Raw genomic sequence first — 22,223 nt, 5'->3', positions numbered from 1 at the left:
GCCAGCGCCCGCGGCCGGACTCCCCGGGCGGGGAACCGGCGCGGCGCCACGGTCCTACCTTGCAGCATTTCAGAGTCTGGATATGCGGCGGCTCGCCTACAATCGCAAGACCCCCGGCAGTGTAGAGCCCGCTTTGCGCCGAACAACGTCCGTCCTGCAACGCTATGGTTCGGCCCTGCTACTGGCGCTGGCGGCGCCGGCCGTGCCTGCGCAGGGGGCGGCGGCGCAGCTCGAACGCGGCAACGGGCCGGAACCGAGCACGCTGGACGCGCACCGTTGCCAGGAAGTCGCCTGCGGCAACGTGCTGCGCGATCTGTACGAAGGGCTGGTGACCGAGGACGCGCAAGGCCGTTTGGTGCCGGGCATCGCCGAGCGCTGGACGGTCTCGGCCGACGGCCGCACCTGGCGCTTCGCCCTGCGCCCGGGCCTGCGCTGGAGCAACGGCGAGCCGCTCGACGCCGCGCAGGTGGTGGCCAGTTTCCGCCGCGCCTTCGCCCCGGCCACCGCGGCGCCGTTCGGCGAACTGTTCGATGCGCTCGACGGCGCCCAGGCAGTGCAGGCCGGCAAACTGCCGCCCGAACGCCTCGGCGTGAGCGCGCCGGACCCGCGCACCGTCGAGTTCCGGCTCACCCGCAGCGCGTCGCTGCCGGCGCTGCTGACCTTGCCGATCGCGTTCCCGGTCTATCTGCCGGCCGTCCAGCAGTACGGCGCCCAGCACACGCAACCCGGGCGTTTGGTGTCGAACGGCGCGTACCGCCTCGCCGCTTGGACGCCGCAAGCGAATCTGGTGGTGGAGAAGAACCCGCGTTTCCACGACGCCGCGCGCGTCGCACTCGAACGCGTGCGCTTCCACGTCACCGAAGACGCCGCCGCCGAATTGCAGCGCTTCGCCGCGGGCGATCTGCACATCACCGAGGTCGTCCCGCCGCAGCCGCTGGCTTCGCTGCGCGCGCGCTTCGGCGAACAACTGCGGCTGTCGCCGTACCTGGGCGCGTTCTGGCTCGGCTTGAACACGACCAAGCCGCCGTTCCGCCCCGCCTGCGCGACCCCGCGCTGCCGCGAGCGGGCGCTGGCGCTGCGGCGCGCGCTGACGATGGCGATCGACCGCGACAAGCTCACCCGCTACGTCACCGGTCTGGGCGAAACGCCGGCTTACGGGATCGTGCCGCCGGGCATCGCCGGTTACTCGCCCGCGGCGATGCCGTGGTCGGCGTGGACGCAGGCGCAGCGCGAAGCGCATGCGCGGGCGCTGTACCGTCACGCGGGCTATTCCGACGCCAACCCGCTCGTGCTGGAACTGCGCTACAACACCTCGACCCCGCACCGGCGCCTGTCGCTGGCGGTGGCGGCGATGTGGCGGCAAACCCTCGGCGTGCAGGTGCGCCTGCGCAACGAGGAATGGAAGGTGTTCGTGCAGAACCGCAAGCAGCGCGCGATCACCCAGGTGTTCCGCGGCGGCTGGATCGGCGACCTGCCCGACGCGCGCAACTTCCTCGCCGCGTTCGCCAACGACGGCCCGCTCAACTGGCTGGGCTACGACGACGCCGGCTACCGCGAGCGCCTCGCCCGCGCCGACGCCGCGGCCACGCAGGACGCGCGCAACGCCTGGCTGCGCGCGGCCGAACAGCGCCTGCTCAACGACAACGCCGCGATTCCCTTGTATTTCTATACCTCCAAACACTTGGTGTCGCGGCGCGTGCGCGGGTTCGAGCCCAATGCGCTGGACCGCCACGCCAGCCGCTGGTTGAGCCTGACGCCATGAACGCGCCTCCGGTCAAAACGGGTTCCGCCAAGCCGAAAGCGCACGCGCGCAGCCGCCATCCCGAAGCGCACCGCTCCGAGCGCGTGGGCTGGTTGCGCGCGGCGGTGCTCGGCGCCAACGACGGCATCGTCTCGGTCGCCGGCCTCGTCGTCGGCGTCGCCGCCAGCGGCGCGGACGCGGCGACGATCTTGACCTCGGGCATCGCCGGCACCGTGGCCGGCGCGATGTCGATGGCCGCGGGCGAGTACGTCTCGGTGCGCTCGCAAGCCGACACCGAACGCGCCGACATCGCGGTGGAAAAGCGCGAACTGGCCGAGAACCCGCGCGCCGAGCTCGACGAACTCGCGCACATCTACGTGCAGCGCGGGCTGACCCCGGAGCTGGCGCACGAAGTCGCGCGCCAACTCACCGAACACGACGCGCTCGCCAGCCATGCGCGCGACGAACTCGGCATCACCGACACCTTGCGCGCGCGGCCGGTGCAAGCGGCGGCGGCCTCGGCCGGCGCCTTCGTCAGCGGCGCCGCCTTGCCGATCGCCGCGGTGCTGCTGGCGCCGCACGAGCATCTGCAGCCCATCGCGGTCGCGACGACGCTGGTGGCGCTGTCGATCTCCGGCGCGCTCGCCGCCTGGGCCGGCGGCGCGCCGGTCGGGCGCGGCGCGCTGCGGGTGATGTTCTGGGGCGCGATGGCGATGGCGGCGGCGACCGCGGTCGGCCATCTGTTCGGCGTGCAGGTCTGATGCGCGCGCCTGCGCGCCTGTTGCGCTTCGGCGGCCGCCTGCTGGAAGCCGCGATCACCTTGTGGCTGCTCGGCACGCTGTGCTTCGCACTGCTGCGCGCCGCGCCGGGCGGCCCGTTCGACAGCGAGAAAGCCGCGCCGCCGGAAGTGCAGGCGGTGCTCGACGCGCAATACCGGCTCGACCAACCGCTGCTCATGCAATACCTGGGCTGGCTCGGCGACGCGCTGCGCGGCGATCTCGGCCCCTCGTTCCAATACCCCGATTACACCGTCAACCAACTCATCGCCAACGCGCTGCCGGTGTCGGCGCTCAACGGCGGCCTCGCCCTGCTGCTGGCCTTGCTGTTCGGCGTCGCCCTGGGCGTCTGGGCCGCGCTGCGCGCCGGCGGCTGGACCGACCGCGCGTTGATGTTCCTCGCCGGCCTGGGTCTGGCCGTACCGAAGTTCGTGGTCGCGCCGCTGCTGGTGCTGTTGTTCGCGGTGACCCTGCACTGGCTGCCCGCCGGCGGCTGGGGCGAATGGGACAACGCGGTGCTGCCGGTGATCGCCCTGGCCCTGCCCAACATCGCCTACTGCGCGCGGCTGACCCGCGCCTCGCTGCTGGAAACGCTCTGCGCCGACTACCTACGCGCCGCCCGCGCCCGCGGCCTGTCCGACACCCGCCTGCTGTTCGCGCACGCGCTCAAACCCGCGCTGCTGCCGGTGGCGGCGTGGCTGTCGCCGGCGCTGATCAACGTGGTCACCGGCTCGGCCGTGGTCGAACAGGTGTTCGGCATTCCCGGCATGGGCCGCTACTTCGTGCAGGGCGCGCTGAACCGCGATTACACCTTGGTGCTGGGCGTGGTGCTGGTGATCGGCGCGCTGATCGTGGCGATCAATGTGGTGGTGGATGCGTTGCGCGGCTGGATGGATCCGCGGCTGGAGCAGGGGGAATGAAGCGGGGGAGGTGAGGCGGGGTTGGGGAACCGTGGGTCCGTCTGGGGTGGAGCGATGGCGGCGATAGGTCTGGGCGACTGGTCGAACCTCACCACCGCGGCGATCCCCAGTTCCCCAACCTCGCTCTTCCTCCCCCGCTCCATTCCCCCCGCTACACTCCCCCCATGCGCAAGAAATCCAAAGCCACCTCGGTCGACATCGCCCACCTGGCCGGCGTCTCCCAGGCCACGGTGTCGCGCGTGCTCAGCGGCAGCCCGCTGGTCAACGCCGAAACGCGCAAGCGGGTCGAGGCGGTGGTGCGCGAGCTCAACTACAAGGTCGACCGCCACGCGTCCAGCCTGCGCCGACAGCGCTCGGGCACGCTGGCGCTGCTGCTGTTCGAGGATCCAACCCCGGACGAGTCGCACATCAACCCGTTCTTCCTGTCCATGCTCGGCTCGATCACCCGCGCCTGCGCGCGCCACGGCCAGGACCTGCTGATCTCGTTCCAGCAGCTCTCCGACGACTGGGCCGCCGATTACGAAGACAGCATGAAAGCCGACGGCCTGATCCTGCTCGGCTACGGCGACTATCTGGCGTATCAGGGCAAGCTGCAGCGGCTGGTCGAGCAGGGCACCCGCTTCGTGCGCTGGGGCGCGGTGCTGCCGGATCAGCCGGGGCTGTCGATCGGTTGCGAGAACTTCGGCGGCGGACGGCAGGCGGGCGCGCATCTGGTCGCGCTGGGTCGTCGGCGGGTGGCGTTTCTCGGCGATGCCTCCAGCCACTACCCCGAATTTCTCGACCGTTTCCTCGGCTGCGAACAGGCGCTGGACGAAGCCGGTTCGGCGTTGGACCGCGCTCTGCAAGTCGACGCGGAAAGTTCCGAGGACGCCGGCCACGCCGCCGCGCTGGCACTGCTCGCGCGCGGATTGCCGTTCGACGCGGTGTTCGCCGCCAGCGACCTGATCGCCATCGGCGCGATGCGCGCGCTGACCGAACGCGGCCTGCGCGTGCCCGAGGACGTGTCGGTGATCGGCTTCGACGATCTGCCGATGGCGCGCTTCGCGCATCCGCCGCTGACGACGGTGTTTCAGGACACCAAGCAGGCCGGCGAGTTGTTGGTGGACGCGTTGATGGCGCTGATTCGCGGCGAGCAGGCGCAGAGCCAGCGGTTGCCGACGACCTTGGTGGTGCGCAAGTCCTGCGGCGGTTGAGGCGAGTCGCGGCGCGTTTTTGAGCCGTTGTTTCGTCGGAGGCTGGAATCCCGTCATCCGGGTGAGAGCCGGAATCTTCCCACCTCTTCATCCGGGTAAAAGCCGGAACTCTCCCACACCGTCATTCCGGCGAAAGCCGGAATCCATTTTGACTTTGCTTCTCCGCTGAGACACTAGAGGCAAATGCAACAGCAAAATGGATTCCGGCTTTCGCCGGAATGACGGGTTGGGGGATTGGGGTTTTGGGTAGGTTCGGCGGGGCTACGGGGCTTCGGTTGGTCGCGGCTCGCGCCGCTCCTACCGGGAGCCATCGAAACCACGCTCAGCGCTTGCGGGCGTGCGCCATCGCCTGGTCCAAGGCGGCGATCAGGTCCGCGCGCCGCACCGGCGCGTCGAGCAGATACACCTCGACCCCATGCGCCGGCACCGAAGCGCGCAACGTACCGCCCTCGCCCACCGCGATCTCGCCGCCGCCCAGCGCCGCGCGCCAACGCCCGGCTTGCAGATGCTCGCTCACCGCGAACTCCGCCGCGGCGCCGCCCTTATTGAGCAGCACCAACGCGATCTGCGACACGCCGCCGTGCGCGTAGACCCGGTAGAACGCCGCGCGATCGCCCTGCAACAGCACGTTCACCTGCAAGCCGCGCTGCAACGCCGGCGAGGCCTTGCGCACCGCCGCGATGCGCTTGAGCGCGGCGCGGATCGGATGCGCGCGCGCCGCGTCGACGCGCTCCTGCCCGAAGTAGTTGCGGTTGCCCGCATGCTCGGCGCGGCCGCGCTGGAACCCGACTTCGGAGCCGTAATAGATCACCGGAATCCCGCGCGCGGTGAACAGCCAGTTGTGGGCGTCGATGAAGCCTTCGTCGCTGGCGTCCAACCGCGGCATGTCGTGGTTGTCGTAGAAGGTCATCAGCTCGTACGGATTGGCGTACGGCCCGTCCTGCAGATACAAGCGTTCGCCGACCCGCGCGTAATCGGCGCGCGGCTTGCCGAACGCCTCGGCCAAGCGTTCCTTGAGCGGAAAATCCAGCACGCTGACGCCGCCGTTTTCGGCCCAGGTGAACGGCGCGATGTTCTCGGCCTTGTAGTCGAAGGCCTCGCCGAACATGAAGAAACCCGGCCGCTTGGCGCGGATGCGCGCGGCGAACTGTTGCCAGAACGCCAGCGGCATATGCCGGATGGTGTCGATGCGGAACGCGTCGGCGCCCTGATCGATCCATTGCGAATACGCGCCGACGAAGTAGTCCATCACCGCCGGATGGGTGTCGTCGATGTTCGAAAGCTGCACCAGATCGCGTTCGGAGTGGAAGAACCGGTGCAAGGGGTTATGCGCCGGGTCGAGCTTTTCCGGCGGCAGGTTCTGGTGATCGGCGACCAGCACGCCGTCGCGATAGATCTTGCCGAACTTCGGCTGCGGCTTGCGCATCGTGAACGAGGGCGAGCCGTGATTGGCGACGATGTCGAGCACGGTCTTGAGCCCGTGCTGTTTCAACCCGCGCGTCAGCCCGGCGAAATCCAGGCCTGGGCTCGGCAGGTGCTCGTCGAGGCGGTAGAAGTCCACGCCCCAGTAACCGTGATAGCCGGTCTTTCCGCGGTCCTGGAACGCGCCGCCCCAAGTCACCGCGTCGCCGCCGGTGAAAGCCTGATCGGGGTTGTCGACGATGGGCGTCAGCCAGACCGCGCCGAAGCCCATGTCGCGAATGTAGTCGGCGTTGTCGAGCAGGCCTTTGAAGTCGCCGCCCAGGTAACCGATGTTGTCGCTCTCGCCCGGCGGGCCGCCGGGCACGGGACGGTCGAAGCTGCGCGTATCGGGATCGGGCCCGCCCTGATCGCGCTGATCGTTGCCGATGTCGCCGTTGACGAAGCGGTCGGTGACGACGAAGTACACCGCGTCGCTCGCCATCGGTTCCAGCGTGCCGTAGTACTCGCGCGGCGCTGCCTCGCGCGCGCCGCCGTGCGCGCACGCGGCCAGCGCGAGGCTCAGCGCGGCCAGCGCCAGCGCCCTCATGCGCGCGCCTCCGCGCCGGGCTCGCGCACCCACAGCGTGCAGGCGCCGGCGACGAACAGGCTGATGCCGCCGATGCTCAGCGCCGCCGCCGGATGACCGCCGAACGCGTGCTTGACCAGGAAGCCGAGCAAGCTCGCCGCGACCAGCTGCGGAATGACGATGAAGAAATTGAAGATGCCCATGAACACGCCCATCTTCGCCGCCGGCACCGAGTCCGACAGCATCGCGTACGGCAGCGACAGGATCGAAGCCCAGGCGAAACCGATGCCGACCATCGACAGCAGCAGCATCTGCGGATCGCGGACCAGCGCCACCGACAACAAACCGGCGCCGCCGAGCGCGAGGTTGAACACGTGGCTGCGGCGCAGCCCCCAGCGCCGCGCCATCGGCGCGATCGCGATGGCCGCGAGCGCGGCGAAGCCGTTGTAGGCGGCGAACAGCACGCCGACCCAGTTGGCGCCTTCGTTGTAGGCGGCCGACGCGGTGTCGCTGGTGTGGTAATGCAGCTGGGTGACCGCCGGCGTGGTGTAGATCCACATCGCGAACAGGGCGAACCAGGAGAAGAACTGGACCACGGCCAGCCGCGTCATCGCCGCCGGCATCGCGCCCAGGTCGTCCATCACCGTGGCGAAGCCGCCGCCGTCGCGGGCGATGCCGCGCGCGGCCTGCGCCAGGCCGAACGCGGCGATCAGCGCGGCGAGCACGTACAACTGGCGGTCGAGCCGCAGCATCGAGATCGCGGTCGCGCAGATGCCGCCGACCACCATCCACGACGCGCCGAACAGCAGGCAGCGCACCCGGTCGCGCTCGCGCGGCGGTTCGATGGCCGGCGCTTCGTCGAAGGCGTGCAGCTGCTGCGGCGGATACTCGCGGGTGCGCAGCACGGTCCAGCCGACCGACAGCAACAGCACCGCGCCGCCGAAATAAAAGGAATAGCGCACCGTGTCGGGCACTTCGCCCGCGGCCGCGGTGTTGCCGACTCCGAAGTGCGCGAGCAAATACGGCAACAGGCTCGCCACCACCGAGCCCACGCCGATGAAGAAACTCTGCATCGCGTAGCCGGCGGGCCGCTGCTGCTGCGGCAGTTGGTCGCCGACGAAGGCGCGGAACGGCTCCATCGACACGTTGATCGAAGCGTCGAGCATCCACAGCAGGCCGGCGGCGATCCACAGCGTCGGCGAGTTCGGCATCGCGATCAGCGCCAGCGTGGCCAGGACCGCGCCGACCAAAAAGTAAGGCCGGCGCCGGCCGAGCCCGGTCCAGGTTCGGTCGGAGAGATAGCCCACGATGGGTTGCACGATCAGCCCGGTCAAAGGCGCCGCGATCCACAGCATCGGGATGTCGTCGATCGGCGCGCCCAGCGTCTGGAAGATGCGGCTGACGTTGGCGTTCTGCAGGGCGAAGCCGAACTGGATGCCGAGGAAGCCGAAGCACATGTTCCAGATCTGCCAGAACGACAGCTGCGGCTTGCGGGTCGGCGCATCGGGACGATCGGTCATGGCGAGGAGTCTGGCACGAAGCGCGCGCGGCGGACCGGCGAGGCGGCCGCGGAACGGCGCGCCCGCCGCCGCGCGGCCTCAAGGGCGATAACGGCGGCGGCCCCGCTTCTCACCGAAGACGGGGCCGCGCGGCGGTCAGAACTGCGAAGCGAAACGGATCCCGTACATCCGCGGCGTATTCAAGTAGCGGATGTTGGTCGAGTTGTTGACGAAGCCCTTGCCCGAATACACCTCGTCGGTGAGGTTGGACACGAAGCCGTCGACGCGGAACTGGTTCTCGCTGCCGAAGTTCAGGCCGGCGGAGACGTTGACGGTGAAGAAGCCGTCCACGTCGTCGCGCATCGCCAGCCCGTTGGCCGGACCGCCGCCGGCGGCCGGGTTGGAGCCGTTGTTGAACGGCATGTCCTTGAGCGGGATCTCGATCACCTTGCCGTTCGCGTCCAGCCCGAAGCCGCGGCTGTTGAACGCGGTCAGGTAGTAGTCGGAGCGGTAGGTCAGGTTGATCGTCCAGTCGAACGAGTTCAGCGCGCCGCGGCCGATGTCGATGGTCTGCGACAGGCTGACGTTGGCGTTGTACTTCGACGTGTTCGGCAGGCGGTTGCCGTCCAGCGGCACGATCAGGCCGAGGCCGCCGGAGCGGGTGTCGAGCACGTTCGAGTCGTCGAAAGTGGCGTCGAGGTAGGTGAAGTTGTAGCCGATGTCGAAGCCGTGCGGCAGGCCGACCCGACCTTCCAACTCCAGGCCCAGCACGCTCGCGTTGGCGGCGTTGTCGTTGAACACCTGCCGGCTGGTCGCGTTGGGATTGGTCGGCGTCGGCGCCGGCACGTCGATCAGGTTCTGCAGCACCTTGTCTTTGTAGTCGTAGTAGAACACCGACGCGTTCAAGCGCACCGGGGTCTCGCCCCAGACGTAGTCGCCCTTGATGCCGGCTTCGTACGCGGTCAGCTCTTCCGGCGCGAAGCTCGGCGCCAGCGCGCTGCCGTCGTTGAGCGCCAGCGGCCGGTTGATGCCGCCGGCGCGGGTGCCGGTGGAGACGGTGCCGTACAGCATCACCTTCGCGCTGAGGTCGTATTCGAAGCCGAGGCGCCAGTCGACGTAGCTGTCCTTGTAGACGTCTTCGCTGCGGCCGCCGGGGAAGTCCGAGCGCGCGATCACCTGGATCTGGTCGCGGTTCTTCTGCAGGAACTGCGCCCAGTTGTCGTTGGCGCCGAAGTTCTGGAAGCCGCCGAGGAAGTAGTCGAGCGTGTTGCCGCCCGGACCGCACTTGAGTTCGGCCGGCGACCAGCCGGTGCAGATGCTCGGATCGCCGCCGCGGCGACGGCCCGGGCCGGCCAGCTGGAAGCCCGGCGAGCCCAGGATCAAGCCGGTGGTGTAGGGATTGGTCGCGGTGTTGATCGGCTGGCCGGTGAACTGCTGGAACAGTTCTTCCGGAATGATGAACTGGTATTTGACGTTGGATTCGCGCGCGATCTTCTTGTCGCGGGTGTAGCGGATGCCGCCGATCAGGCGCAGCGAATCGGTCGCGGCGAAGCTGAAATCGCCGTAGACCGCGTTGGACTCGACCTTGGAGTTGTCGCCGCGGTTCTCGCCGCCGAGGCCGTCCTGGTAGCCGCAGACCGTGCCCGGCCGCCACCAGTCGCAATCGCCGAAGTAGCCGTTGCCGACGTCCCAGGACACGTAGTCGTACTTCTCCTGGTAATTGAACAGGCCCGCCGACCAGATCAGCTTGCCGGTATCGCCGAAGAAGCGCAGTTCGTTGATGCGCGAGGACGACTTATCGGCCTGATAGAAGGTGTCGTACCACTTCAAGCGCTCGGGGTTGAAATAGGCTTCGCGGTCCGACCCCGGATACACCGGGCCGAGCTGCCACTCGCGCGAGGCGTTGCGGTTGTAGAAGTCGTACTTGCGGTAGGACGTGTTGAACTCCACCGAGACCGCGTCGTTGAACGCGTAGGTGAAGGTCGCCGCGATGCCTTCGATGTCGTTGGTGGTCTTGCCCTGGGTGCGGAAGTACTGCTTGAACGGGTCGTTCAAGTCCTTGATGTCGTAGCCCGCGGCCAGCCCGCGCTCGGCGAACAGCCCCGGATCGCCGGTGCCGCGCTCGGTGACCTTGTCCAGCATCACGTAGGCGGAGAACTTGTCGTTGGGCTCCCACAGCGCCGACAGGCGCGCGGCCTGATTGTCGAGCGCGCCCGGGCCTTCGGCGGAGAACAGCGACTTGGGATAGCCGTTGCTGATGTAGGACGAGCGCTCCTCGTCGAACAGCGCCGCGCGCAGGGCGAAGGTCTCGCCGATCGGCAGGTTCAGCACGCCCTCGGCGTTGGTGTAGTCGTAGTTGCCGGCGCCGACCTTGAGGCCGCCGCTGGTCACGCCCAGCTCGGGGCGCTTGGAGATCACGTTGATCGAGCCGCCGGTGGCGTTGCGGCCGCGCACCGTGCCCTGCGGGCCCTTGTTGACCTCGATGCGGTCGACGTCGAAGAACATCGGGCCGATCGAGCGCGGACGCGGCAGGTAGATGCCGTTGTAGTAGGTCGCCACCGACGGGTCGGAGGAGAAGTCCGAGTCGGCCGCGCCGATGCCGCGCAGGAAGATTTCGTACTTGCCTTCCTGCTTGGTGATCTGCAGGCCCGGCACCACCGCCTGCAGGTTGCGGAAGTCGGTGTTGATGCCGAGCTTGGCGATGTCCTCGCCGCTGAAGGACTGGATGGTGCCGGCGTATTTCTGGATCGACTGCACGCGGCGGTTGCCGGTGACTTGCACCGCGTCGAGTTCGTGCGCGGTCTGCGGCGCGGCCGCGGGCGCGGCCTCCTGCGGCGCGGGCGCGTCGGCGGCCCAGGCCGGCGCGAAGCCGGACAGGCCCAGCGCGGCCAGCGCCAGCGTCAGCAGATGACGGTCGAGTTGCTTCGGCCTGCGTGCGGCCGGCTTGGAATGCGACATGAGCTCCCCTCCAGAAGCGTTGTGTTCTGTGGCCGCGCGCGCACTGCCGGCGCGCTGCGTCCGCCGCGGCGTCGGGGCCGCGGTCCGAGCGCATGTTAGGCATGCCCAACGCGTTGCAGCGGGTTCTGCATACGTATTCATGGGAGGCAGTCGCATTCATGTCGCAGTTCCGGCCCCGCTTTCGCCATGAATACGTATGCACCCGCGGCGGCCGCCGGCGACGGCGGCGGTAAGCTGGCGCGCATCGCGGCGACGCAGCGCCGTCGCGCGCCGCACTATCAAACACAGGGGTCGCACGTGTCCGCCGTCGTTTCTTCCCAGCCCGTACAACGCGACCCCTCGTGGTGGCGCGGCGCGGTGATCTATCAGGTCTATCCGCGCAGCTTCCGCGACCTCGACGGCGACGGCGTCGGCGATTTGCCCGGCATCGTCGACAAGCTCGGCTACATCGCCGACCTCGGCGTGGACGCGATCTGGATCTCGCCGTTCTTCAAATCGCCGATGGCCGATTTCGGCTACGACATCGCCGACTACCGCGCGGTCGATCCGCTGTTCGGCCGGCTCGAAGACTTCGACCGCTTGCTGGCCAAGGCGCACGCGCTGGGCCTGAAGGTGATGATCGATCAGGTGCTCAGCCACACCTCCAACGAACACGAGTGGTTCAAGCGCAGCCGCGAAAGCCGCGACAACGAGTATTCCGACTGGTACGTGTGGGCCGACGCGCGCGAGGACGGCACCGCGCCGAACAACTGGATGTCGCTGTTCGGCGGCGTCGCCTGGCGCTGGGAACCGCGCCGGCAGCAGTACTACCTGCACAACTTCCTCTCGGCCCAGCCGGATCTGAATTTCCATCATCCGGCGGTGCGCGCGGCGGTGCTCGACAACGTGCGCTTCTGGCTCGAACGCGGCGTCGACGGCCTGCGCCTGGACGCGATCAATTTCTGCTTCCACGACGCGCGGCTGCGCGACAACCCGCCCAAGCCGGCGGCGCAGCGGGTGGGCCGCGGTTTCAGCCCGGACAATCCGTACGCGTTCCAGTACCACCACTACAACAACACGCAGCCCGAGAACCTCGCGTTCCTCGGCGAACTGCGCGCGCTGCTCGACCGCTACCCGGGCGCGGTGGCGCTGGGCGAGATTTCCTCGGAAGACTCGCTGGCGACCATGGACGAGTACACCCGCGCCGGCCGCCTGCACATGGGCTACAGCTTCGAGCTGCTGACCGAGGACTACAACGTCGAGCACATCCGCGGCACGGTGCAGCGGGTCGAGGCGACCATGCGCGAAGGCTGGCCGTGCTGGGCGATCTCCAATCACGACGTGCAGCGCGTGGTCACGCGCTGGGGCCGGGGCGAGGCGCCGAAGCACTTCGCCACTCTGGTCAGCGCGCTGGCGTGTTCGCTGCGCGGCTCGGTGTGCGTGTATCAGGGCGAGGAACTCGGCCTGCCCGAGGCCGACGTGCCGTTCGAGGCGCTGCAAGATCCTTACGGCAAGACCTTCTGGCCGAACTTCAAGGGCCGCGACGGTTGCCGCACGCCGCTGCCGTGGGACGACAGCGACGGCGCCGGTTTCAGCCGCGGCCAGCCGTGGCTGCCGATTCCGGCCGAACACCGCGCGCTCAACATCGCCGCGCAGCAGGACGATCCGGCCTCGCCGCTCAACGGCTTCCGCGCCTTCCTCGGCTGGCGCAAGCGCCATCGCGCGCTGCTCGACGGCGCCATCGCGTTCCTGCCCAGCGCCGAGCCGGTGATCGCGTTCGTGCGCGGCGACGGCAATGATGCGGTGCTGATGGCGTTCAACCTCGGCCCCGGCGAGGCGTCGCTGGCGTTGGGCGAACGCGCCGACTGGATCGCCGAGCGCGGCCACGGCCTGCCCTCGGGCCGGGTCGAAGGCGGCCGTTTGATCCTGCCGGGACACGGCGCCTACGCGGCGCGAGCGACCGTCTGACCGCCGCTCGACGGTCGGCGCCCTGGGGCATACTCCGCTCCAGGGAGACTCACCGCATGCAGATCATCTATCAGGCTGCGCATTCGGCCGACGCGCAGCTGGTGCGCGGCTTGCTCGCGCAGGAAGGCATCCGCTCGTTCGTGTTCGGCGGCGCGCTGGAAGGCGGCGCGGGCTTGTTGCCGGTCGGCGGTTCGGTGCGGATCGAAGTCGCCGACGAGGACGTCGAGCGCGCCCGCGCGGTCATCGACGAGTGGCAGGCGGCCGAGGTGCCGGCGTCCGACGACGAACGCGACCAGGATTACGGCGACGACGGCACGCCCGAGCATGTCGAGGACGCCAACCTCTACCGTCCCTTGAACGCGCGCAAGCCGGCGGCCGGCGGTTTCGGCATGGCCGGAATCGTCTTCGCCCTCGTCATCGGCGCGCTGGCCGGCGCGCTCGCCACCGGCGCGGCGCTGCGCCCTGCGGGCAGTACGCAGGACGTGGATTACAACGGCGACGGCATTGCCGACGAGCGCCTGAGCTACGAGGGCGAACGGTTGGTGCGCATCGACACCGACCGCAACACCGATGGCGGTTTCGACCTGATCACCCGTTTCGACGGCGACGGGCTGACCGATTCGATCGAGGAAGACCAGGATTTCAACGGCGTGCGCGAGACCGCCACGCGCCTGGAGAAAGGCTTGCTGGTGACGCGCAGCGCCGACTACGACGGCGACGGCGTGCCCGAGCGGCAGGAGAACTACCGCCAGGGCGTGCTGCAGAACGTGGAGTGGCTGGACGCGCGAGGGCGCGTGGTCAAGCGCGATACCTATACCGGCGGGCGCTTGAGCGGCGGCGAGATCGACAGCGACGGGGACGGGGTGTTGGATGCCTCGCGCGTGTACGACGCGCGCGGCGAGGTGCGCAGCAGCGGGCCGTTGCGCGCAGGCTGAAACGAATGAAGGTTCGCCCTTGTAGGAGCGGCGTAAGCCGCGACCGCGACATCGCGGTTGCGACGTAGGCGAGGTTTCGCGGTCGCGGCTCACGCCGCTCCTACAGGCGGCCGCCGCGACTGCGCATCGCTCAGGCGCCGTCCAACTCCAACCACCCGCCGACCACTTTCCGCGCTTCGTCGACGCCTTGCTTGGACTCGCCCGAGAACGTCTGCACGCTCACCGTGTCGCCGTAGCTCGACTGCAGATCCTTGCGCACCGCCATCAAGGCCTGCTGCTGTTGGCCGCGGCCGAACTTGTCGGCCTTGGTCAGCAGCGCGTGCGCCGGCAGGCCGCGATCGACCGCGTAGGCGATCATGTGGCGGTCGTAGTCCTTAAGCGGATGGCGGATGTCCATCACCACGACCAGGCCGCGCAGCGCTTGCCGGGTCTGGAAGTAGCGGTCGAGGAAGGCCTGCCAGTGCGCCTGCAGATCCTGCGGCACCTTGGCGTAGCCGTAGCCGGGCAGGTCGACCAGGAAGCGGTCCGGCTCCGGCGCCGGCTCGGGGCCGCGGTGGAGCGGGCTGACATCGAAGAACACCAGCTGCTGGGTGCGGCCGGGCGTCTTGGACACGCGCGCCAGCGCGTTCTGCTGGCACATCGCGTTGAGGGCGCTGGACTTGCCGGCGTTGGAGCGGCCGGCGAAGGCCACCTCGAAGCCGCCGTCGGGCGGCAATTGCTTGACGTTGTGCGCCGACAACAGGTAACGGGCGCGGGCGAGGGGATTGCTCATGCCCATAGGATCGCATGGCACCGGCCCAAACCCGTGCACGCGGCGTGCGCGGACGGCGGCCGGGGGCGTTCCGCGACCGCGGGCACCTGAACCCGCGTTGACCCCGTCCGGGCCGGCGATGATAATTCCGAGGTTCCGGCGCCGTGCGCGGCCGGCCAAAGCCAGACCGAGTTCCTACCCGTACTCGCCTTCCAGCAAGCCCGCCTTAAGCATGCAGTTCGGAGCCCAGCTACATGAGCCAAGCCCGCGTCCTGAGCCTCGTCGGTCTCGCCGTCTTCGCGGTCGCCGCCGTCGCCTACGCCCAGACCACGGTCACGCCGATCCCGGATAAAGAACCGGTGCAGACCGCGCCGTTGAACGCCGGGCCGCACAGCAAGTGGGGCGACGTCAAGGCCGGCGCCACCAAGGCCGGCACCTGCGCGGCCTGCCACGGCCTCGACGGCAACCCGACCGATCCGCAGTACCCGCGTCTGGCCGGTCAGAGCGAGCGCTACATCGCCCACCAGATCGCCCTGTTCAAGAGCGGCGAGCGCAACACCGGCATGGCCGCGGCGATGAAGCCCTTCGCCGACGCGCTCAGCGAGCAGGACGCGCGCGACCTGGGCGCCTACTTCGCGACCCAGAAGTCCGGCGCCGGCGTGGCCGACGACACCGTCATCGCCGCCGGTCCGAACAAGGACAAGAAGTTCTATCAGGTCGGCGAAGAGCTGTTCCGCCGCGGCGACAAGGCCCGCGGCATCCCCGCGTGCATGGCCTGCCACGGCCCGGGCGGCGCCGGCAATCCCGGCCCGGCTTATCCGCATCTGGCCGGCCAGCAGGCCGCCTACTCGCAGCGCCGCCTCGAGGAATACCGCGCCGGCACCACCACCCAGCGCGATCCGCACCTGTTCAACGTGATGGCCGGCGTGGCCAAGCAGCTGACCGACGAAGAGATCGGCTCGCTGTCGAGCTACCTGCAGGGCCTGCACGAACGCGCCGACGACATCGCCGCGGCCGACGCGCCCGCGCCGGCGGCCAAGCCCGCCGCGGCCCCGGCCGCGCCGCCGGCCGCGCCGCCGGCGGCGGCTCCGGCCGACGCGCCGAAGGCGGCCGGCGAGCCGGCGAAGCCCGCCAAGGGCTGAGCGCTTCGCAACGCCTACGAAAACGCCGGCCTCGCGCCGGCGTTTTTGTTTGTGTCTTCGTGGCGGCGTCGGGCGGGTGGGTAGGAGCGGCGTGAGCCGCGACCAACCGCAGCGACGAAATACCACGGCTGCCTCCCGAAGCTACGTATGTACGGCCCACCGGCCGTCCGGGCTTCGAACAGGGCGCTTTCGTACGTCGCTGCGGTTGGTCGCGGCTCACGCCGCTCCTACAAAAAGCTCCCCATGCGCAAAAGTGACGCACCTCACACCACCCATCCGCACGGGAACTCCGCCTCCGCTGCCCGGTCCCACTGCACACTCCTGATTGCGCGCGCCGGCCGCTATCCTTGACGCCGACGCTGGCTTGCCCGCCTTCCCCGGCGCGGCGCGCAGCCGGACCCACTCCGACGAGACCCATCCCGATGAACCGACGCCTCGCCACCTTGCTGCTGCTCGCCGTGCTTCCCTTCGCCGCCACCGCCGCGCCCAAGGCCGCCGCTTCGGCCGGCCCCGCGCCCGAACCCGGCGTGGACTACGTCGAGATCTCGGGCGGCAAGCCGTTCGCCACGCCCGCCGGCAAGATCGAGGTGGTCGAAGTGTTCGGCTACACCTGCCCGCACTGCGCGCACTTCGAGCCGCTGGTGTCGAAGTGGAAGGCCAAGCTGCCGGCCGACGTGAACTTCGTCCCGCTGGCCGCGCCGTGGGGCGGCTACTGGACGCCGTACGCGCAGGCCTTCTACACCGCGCAGTCGCTCAAGCTGCTGCCCAAGACCCACGAGGCCGTGTTCAAGGCCCTGCACGAAGACAAGAGCCTGCCGATCCAGAACCCGACTCCGCAGGAAATCGCCGGCTTCTACGCCAAGTACGGCGCCGACGCGAGCACCTTCGCCGCGACCATGACCGGTCCGGCCACCGAGCAGGCGATGAAGCGCGCCAACGACTTCATCATGGCCTCCGGCGTCGACGGCACCCCCGGCATGGTGGTCGCGGGCAAGTACCGCATCACCACGCAGAAGGGCTTCGACGACATGCTGCGCGTGGCCGATCACTTGATCGCGCGTGAGCGGGCCAAGGCGAAGCGCTGAGGCGCTGAGGCGCTGCGCGCCAGGGGAATCGCGCCAGGGGAATAGGGAATAAGGGGAACAGGGAATGGTGGGGTTCGATTCGCCTTCCATTCGCCTCGGCTCCTTTGTTTCCCGTTCTTGGCTTCCTCTGGGAACAAGAGACGGAAAAACGAGAACGGCAGGCTTCGATCCGATCCCTCCATTCCCCTCAATCCCTTCATTCCCCTTAGTCCCCTGCTCCACCCCCTACACTCCCCGTTAAGTCGCCCGCCCGCTATGCTGACGGGCCCTCGTCGCCGGCCTCGCCGGCGCACCCGACATTCCCTGTTTTTGCGGAGATCCCGATGAATTCGCGTATCGCCACCCTGTCCCGTTATCCGCTGGTGTTCAGCGCGCTGTTCGCGTTGGCCGCGTGCGGCAAGACCGAAGCGCCGAGCGCGCCCGCCGCCGAGGGCTCGCCCGCTCCGGCCGCCGGCGAAACCGCCGCGCCGGCCGCGACGGCCCCGGCTCAGGGCGAGACCCCGGCCCCGGCCGAAACCGCGCAGCCCGATCCGGCGATCGCGCCGGCCGCCACCGCCACGCCGCCGGCCGGTCCGGCCCCGGTGGCGGGCACCGACTACAACGAGATCCCGGGCGGCCAGCCGTTCGAGCCGGTCGCCGGCAAGATCGAAATCGCCGAAATCTTCAGCTACACCTGCCCGCACTGCGCTCAGTTCGAGCCGATCCTGCTCGACTGGCGCAAGAAGCAGACCGCCGACGTCAAGTTCACCCCCATCGCCGGTCCGTTCGGCGGCAACCCGGTTCCGTTCGAGAAGGCCTTCTACGCCGCCCAGACCCTGGGTCTGGTCGAGAAGACCCACGAAGCGATGTTCCGCGCCGTGCACATCGACCAGTCGATCGACTTCCGCACCGTCAACGACGAGAAGCTCGGCGAGTTCTACGCCAAGTACGGCGTCAAGCCGGCCGACTTCATCGGCACCATGAACAGCTTCGCGATCACCGCCAAGGGCAAGCGCGCCGAGCAGTTCATGCAGCGCTCGGGCGTCAGCGCCAGCCCCAGCATCGTGGTCAACGGCAAGTACCTGGTCACCACGGTCAAGGGGTTCGAGGACATGCTGCGCGTCACCGACCATCTGGTCGCGCGCGAGCGCGTCGCGATGGGCGCCGCCGCTCCGGCGGCCGCGCCGGCGCCGGCCGCCGAGCCGGCCAAGAAGAACTGATCGGTCCCGCGGCTTTCCCGGACCGGGCATGACCACTCGCCGGCTGCGCCTGCTCAGCGCGAACATCCAGGCCGGCTCCAGCACGCGTCGCTACAGCGATTACGCGACGCGCAGCTGGTCGCACGTGCTGCCCGCCGGCAATAAGCGCGGCAGCCTCGACACCATCGCCCAGTTGGCCGGCGAGCACGACATCGTCGGCCTCAACGAAAGCGATCCGGGCAGTCTGCGTTCGGGCTTCACCAATCAGACGCACTACCTCGCCCAGCGCGCCGGCTTCGATTACTGGAGCCACCAGCCGAACCGGCGCGTCGGCAACGTCGCCTCCAGCGCCAACGGCCTGCTCAGCCGGCTGGAGCCGCGCGAGGTGGTCGACCACCCGCTGCCCGGCCGCATCGCCGGCCGCGGGGTGCTGGTCGCGCACTACGGCAACGACGACGACGGACTCACCGTCGCCGTCGCCCACCTCTCCCTGGGTTCGGGCTCGCGCGCCTCGCAGCTCGCCTTCATCGCCGAACTGCTGCACGACCATCCGCACGCGGTGCTGATGGGCGACTTCAACTGCTCGGCCGACAGCCCCGAGATGCAGGCGCTGTTCCGCAACACCCGCCTGCAACGCCCGGCCGACGTGCTGCCGACCTTCCCCAGCTGGCGCCCGCAGCGCGCCATCGACCACATCCTGCTCGGCGACGGTCTGGGCTTTATCGGCGCCAAGGCGCTGCCGGCGGCGCAGTCGGATCATCTGGCGCTGTCGCTGGAGTTGGACGTGCCGGATCAGGCGCTGCGCTGAGGCGCGCGCCGCCGGTGATCCGGCATGCGTCGGTGCGTGCCTAGGTTTGCGCGCGCAGGTATCCCAAGGTTCGCCGTAATCGCGGTTTCGCAGTCGCAGCTTGCGCAGCTCCTACAGTCGGATACGAACCCACCGCAGCCCCTGTAGGAGCTGCGCGAGCTGCGACCGCGACCATTCGCCAACGACGAAAGCCGCAGCGCAGCCGAGCCATCCCAAAACTCGCGCAGCTCTCCCGCGAATCAATCGGCGAAGCTCGCTCTCGCGAAATCCCCCAAACGAAAACGGCCGGCGCCTCGCAGCGCCGGCCGTTTTTTTCGCTTCCCGACTTACGCGAACATCAGAACCGCAGATCCGCGCGCAGGTAGAAGAAGCGGCCGTTCGGGATGTCGTAGGTGGACGCGTCGTAGCCGTTGAGCGAGCACGACAGGCACACCGGCGGATCCTTGTCGAACACGTTGTTCACGCCGCCGGTGAGCTGCAGGCCCTTGAGCACTTCGAAGTGATAGCCCAGCTGCAGATCGTGGTAAGTGGTCGGCGAGAGCTTGTTCGCGCCGGTGACGTGGTCGTCGCAGTACGGCGAATCCAGCGCCGAGGCCTGGCAGGTCTCGGTGAGCTCGGAAATGTGGCGGATCGTCCACGAACCGGTCCAGGCGTTGCGCTTCCACGACAGGGTCGCGTTCGAGGTCCACTCCGGGATCGCGCTGTCGTTGACTTCCACGCCCGGACGACGCGGCTGCACCTGACCGGCGGCGCCGACGGCGTCGTACTGGGTCACCCAGGTGTTCTGCCAGGACAGCTTGAACTGGCCCCACGAGGTTTCCGGCAGCGTCCAGAAGAAGTCCACGTCCCAGCCGGAGGTCTTGATCGAACCCAGGTTGGTCAGCTTGTTCTCGAAGTTGGAGATGCCGCCCACGCTGGAACGGCTGATGCCGTTGCAGTACAGCGGGTCGAGCGTCTGCACGCACAGATTGAGCTGGGTCTGCGCGTCGATCGCCTGCACCGCGCCTTCCAGCGAGTGGCGGTAGTAGGTGACTTCGAAGTCGAACTTGTCCGACCACGGCACGCCCGCGGCCCAGGCCGGGCTGTAGACGAAGCCGGCGGTGAAGCTGCGCGCGGTTTCCGGCTCCAGTTCCTTGTTGCCGCCGGTCTGCACCGAGATCTGGCTGTTGGCCTGAGCGGCGCCGGCCGGCACGCCGAGCGCGGCGCAGTTGGCGCGGTTGCCGGTCGGCGGCGCGCCGGTGATCGAGGTCAGGCAGGGATCGCTGAGCTGCAAGTCGGCGCGGCTGGCCGAGCCGTACAGCTCGCCGATCGACGGCGCGCGGAAGCCTTCGGCGTAGGTGGTGCGCAGCAGGAATTCGTCGGCGACTTGCCAGCGCAGGCCGTACTTCGGCGTGAACTGCCCGCCGAAGGTCGAGTAATCCGAATAGCGGCCGGCCAGGCTCAGGTCGAGGCTCTTGCCGAACGAACCTTCCTTGATCAGCGGCAGGTTCAACTCGACGTAGGCTTCGTTGACGTCGTAGGAACCGCTGGTCGGCAACGACTGGGTGCCGTTGTAGTAGCCGGCGACGGTGATCGGATCGGGCGAGTACGAACCCTCGTACTTGCGGTACTCGTAACCGGCCGCGAACGACAGCGGGCCCGCCCACAGGTTGAACAGGTCGCCGGAGAAGTTGGCGGTGAAGGTCTTGAGCTTCTGCTCGCTGCGGTCGCGCACGACCGGGCTGATCCAGCCGAGCATCTGCGGAGTGATCGTGCCCGGACCGCCGAACAGGTTCAGCGGCACGCAGCCCGGAGTCGCGGCGCACACCGCCGGATCGCCGAGCGCGATGTTGATGTTGCGGATGTTGTAGCTGCCGCGGTTGGTCTGGTCGGCCTTGTTGCGGCTGTAGGCCGCGTTGACGTCCCAGAAGAAGGTGCGGTCGCCGGCGTTGAAGCTGCCTTCCACGCCGCCGGCCACGTACTCGGTTTCGACCTTCTGCTCGAAGATGCGCGGGCCGCCCTCGACCGGACGGCGCGCCAGCGTGATCAGGTTCGGGTTGGCGCCTTCGGAGGTCAGATCGACGCCGAAGGGGTTGTACGGGTTCAGGCGCGAAATGGTGACGCGCTCGGACCACGGATTGCCGGTGCCCGCGTCCAGACCGAGGAAGATCGGCTCCGGCGCGGCCTGATTGACCGACTCGCGGCGGTTGTACAGCGCCTTGACGTAGCCCTGCACGGTGTCGGTGAAGTGGTAGCGGAACTGGCCGAACGCGCCGTAGCGCTTGGACGGGGTCAGCACCATGTTCTCGCGGGCGAAGTTGTAGCGGTTCGCGCCGGTGAACGGAATGAAGTCCTGCGGATAGCGCACGCCGTTGGGATAGCTGGTGCCGTTGGGCGTGGTGATGTTGCAGGTGCCGCCCGGGCAACGCGGGTCGGTGAAGATGAAGCGGCCGTTCGGCGTGGCCGAGCTGCCGGTTTCCACGCCCAGGCCCGGCACCGGGAAGGCGGCGACCTTGCGGTCCTTGGAGTACACCGGATCCTGATCGACGTAGCTCAGGCCGAGGAACAGGTTGGCGCGGTCGGTGTTGTAGCCCCAGGCGAAGTCGGCGCCCTTCAGATCGCCGTCGCCCTTGCCGTACTGGCCGTAGTTGAGGCTGATCTGGCCGCCGTCGAAGTTGCGGCGGGTGATGATGTTGACCACGCCGGCGATGGCGTCGGAGCCGTACAGCGAGGACGCGCCGTCCTCGAGCACTTCGATGCGCTCGACGATGGCCAGCGGGATGGTGTTGAGGTCGGTCGCCGCGCCCACGCCGGAAGCGGAGGACTCGTTGACCCAACGCATGCCGTCGACCAGCACCAGCACGCGCTTGGGACCCAGGTGGCGCAGATCGACCTGGGCCGAGCCCGCGCCAATGCCGTCGCCGTTGGGCGAGAAGCCGAAGTTGCCCGAAGAGTTGAACTTGGTGTTGAGCGCCGAGCCGGCGCCGGTGAGCTCCTGGACGATGTCGCCCAGCGAGGTCAGGCCGGTGCGTTCGATGTCGTCGCGGCTGAGGGTCTGGACCGGAACCTGGCTTTCGATTTCGGCCTTCTTGATGCGGGTGCCGGTGACCTGGACCGTGTCGAGCGTGGTGGCGTCCTTGCGGGGCGCGGCGTCCTGCGCGGCGGCGAGGCCGGGCAGCGCGACCAACAGGGACAACTGGATGGCTTTCGCCAGGGCATGGCGACGCGACAGCTTCATCTACTCTCTCCCTCTCAATTGGCGTGGCTAGCTCTGATGGCTATTGGCGTGCCGCCCGGACCGTGCCGGAGGCAACCGAGAGGTTG

At 68.8% G+C, this 22,223-nt stretch carries 15 protein-coding genes; 10 read left to right on the top strand and 5 right to left on the bottom strand.

Annotated elements, in window-relative coordinates; translation table 11 throughout:
- Nucleotides 1-202 precede the first annotated feature (202 nt).
- From J5226_RS06540 to J5226_RS06525, 4 genes are all read left to right on the top strand, one after another.
- Nucleotides 203-1,762: a peptide ABC transporter substrate-binding protein gene (locus J5226_RS06540; protein WP_215839031.1), complete on the top strand. Its 1,560-nt coding sequence runs from the start codon at nt 203-205 to the stop codon at nt 1,760-1,762.
- Nucleotides 1,759-2,502 (top strand): VIT family protein, encoded by a 744-nt coding sequence (locus tag J5226_RS06535; protein WP_215839030.1) that lies wholly within the window; start codon nt 1,759-1,761, stop codon nt 2,500-2,502. Before J5226_RS06540 ends, J5226_RS06535 begins: the two co-directional genes overlap by 4 nt.
- Entirely contained in the window at nt 2,502-3,437 is a 936-nt protein-coding gene (locus tag J5226_RS06530) for an ABC transporter permease subunit (protein ID WP_215839029.1), read from the top strand. The genes J5226_RS06535 and J5226_RS06530 overlap by 1 nt, the downstream gene beginning before the upstream one ends.
- A 164-nt stretch (nt 3,438-3,601) precedes the next feature.
- Nucleotides 3,602-4,630 (top strand): LacI family DNA-binding transcriptional regulator, encoded by a 1,029-nt coding sequence (locus tag J5226_RS06525; RefSeq protein ID WP_215839028.1) that lies wholly within the window; start codon nt 3,602-3,604, stop codon nt 4,628-4,630.
- Nucleotides 4,631-4,952: 322 nt separating this feature from the next.
- On the opposite strand, the gene J5226_RS06520 is transcribed toward J5226_RS06525, so the two are convergent.
- The 3 genes from J5226_RS06520 to J5226_RS06510 form a co-directional block, all read right to left on the bottom strand.
- On the bottom strand, nt 4,953-6,638 hold the full coding sequence (locus J5226_RS06520) for an alpha-amylase family glycosyl hydrolase (protein WP_215839027.1): 1,686 nt from the start codon (nt 6,636-6,638) through the stop codon (nt 4,953-4,955).
- Nucleotides 6,635-8,137: an MFS transporter gene (locus J5226_RS06515; RefSeq protein WP_215839026.1), complete on the bottom strand. Its 1,503-nt coding sequence runs from the start codon at nt 8,135-8,137 to the stop codon at nt 6,635-6,637. The genes J5226_RS06520 and J5226_RS06515 overlap by 4 nt, the downstream gene beginning before the upstream one ends.
- A gap of 135 nt (nt 8,138-8,272) precedes the next feature.
- The gene (locus J5226_RS06510; RefSeq protein ID WP_215839025.1) at nt 8,273-11,074 is read right to left on the bottom strand and encodes a TonB-dependent receptor; all 2,802 of its coding nucleotides are present in this window, start codon (nt 11,072-11,074) and stop codon (nt 8,273-8,275) included.
- A gap of 186 nt (nt 11,075-11,260) precedes the next feature.
- Between J5226_RS06510 and J5226_RS06505 the strand changes: the two genes are divergently transcribed.
- Together J5226_RS06505 and J5226_RS06500 are read left to right on the top strand one after the other, a co-directional pair.
- The gene (locus J5226_RS06505) at nt 11,261-13,021 is read left to right on the top strand and encodes an alpha-glucosidase (protein ID WP_215839024.1); all 1,761 of its coding nucleotides are present in this window, start codon (nt 11,261-11,263) and stop codon (nt 13,019-13,021) included.
- A 56-nt stretch (nt 13,022-13,077) separates the two neighbouring features.
- On the top strand, nt 13,078-13,956 hold the full coding sequence (locus tag J5226_RS06500) for a DUF2007 domain-containing protein (RefSeq protein ID WP_255323014.1): 879 nt from the start codon (nt 13,078-13,080) through the stop codon (nt 13,954-13,956).
- A gap of 130 nt (nt 13,957-14,086) precedes the next feature.
- On the opposite strand, the gene yihA is transcribed toward J5226_RS06500, so the two are convergent.
- Nucleotides 14,087-14,728 carry a ribosome biogenesis GTP-binding protein YihA/YsxC gene (yihA, locus tag J5226_RS06495; protein ID WP_215839023.1) on the bottom strand — a complete coding sequence of 214 codons (642 nt, stop codon included), beginning with the start codon at nt 14,726-14,728 and terminating at the stop codon, nt 14,087-14,089.
- 233 nt (nt 14,729-14,961) lie between these two features.
- On the opposite strand from yihA, the gene J5226_RS06490 reads away from it, so the two are divergent.
- The 4 genes from J5226_RS06490 to J5226_RS06475 all read left to right on the top strand — a co-directional run bounded on the left by J5226_RS06490 (nt 14,962) and on the right by J5226_RS06475 (nt 18,920).
- On the top strand, nt 14,962-15,849 hold the full coding sequence (locus J5226_RS06490; RefSeq protein WP_215839022.1) for a c-type cytochrome: 888 nt from the start codon (nt 14,962-14,964) through the stop codon (nt 15,847-15,849).
- 422 nt (nt 15,850-16,271) lie between these two features.
- Nucleotides 16,272-16,934 (top strand): thiol:disulfide interchange protein DsbA/DsbL, encoded by a 663-nt coding sequence (locus J5226_RS06485; protein WP_215839021.1) that lies wholly within the window; start codon nt 16,272-16,274, stop codon nt 16,932-16,934.
- 323 nt (nt 16,935-17,257) lie between these two features.
- Entirely contained in the window at nt 17,258-18,133 is an 876-nt protein-coding gene (locus J5226_RS06480; protein WP_215839020.1) for a thiol:disulfide interchange protein DsbA/DsbL, read from the top strand.
- Nucleotides 18,134-18,161: 28 nt separating this feature from the next.
- Nucleotides 18,162-18,920, top strand: a complete 759-nt coding sequence (locus J5226_RS06475) for an endonuclease/exonuclease/phosphatase family protein (RefSeq protein WP_215839019.1) — start codon at nt 18,162-18,164, stop codon at nt 18,918-18,920.
- Between the two features lie 337 nt (nt 18,921-19,257).
- Here the strand turns inward: J5226_RS06475 and J5226_RS06470 are convergent, their stop codons facing one another.
- Nucleotides 19,258-22,137 (bottom strand): TonB-dependent receptor, encoded by a 2,880-nt coding sequence (locus J5226_RS06470; protein ID WP_215839018.1) that lies wholly within the window; start codon nt 22,135-22,137, stop codon nt 19,258-19,260.
- Nucleotides 22,138-22,223: the final 86 nt, after the last annotated feature.

It is taken from the genome of Lysobacter sp. K5869, assembly GCF_018847975.1.
Classification (GTDB): Bacteria; Pseudomonadota; Gammaproteobacteria; order Xanthomonadales; family Xanthomonadaceae; genus Lysobacter.
The sequence above is the reverse complement of the archived record's forward strand: the minus strand, read 5'-3'. Positions and strand labels throughout refer to the sequence as shown.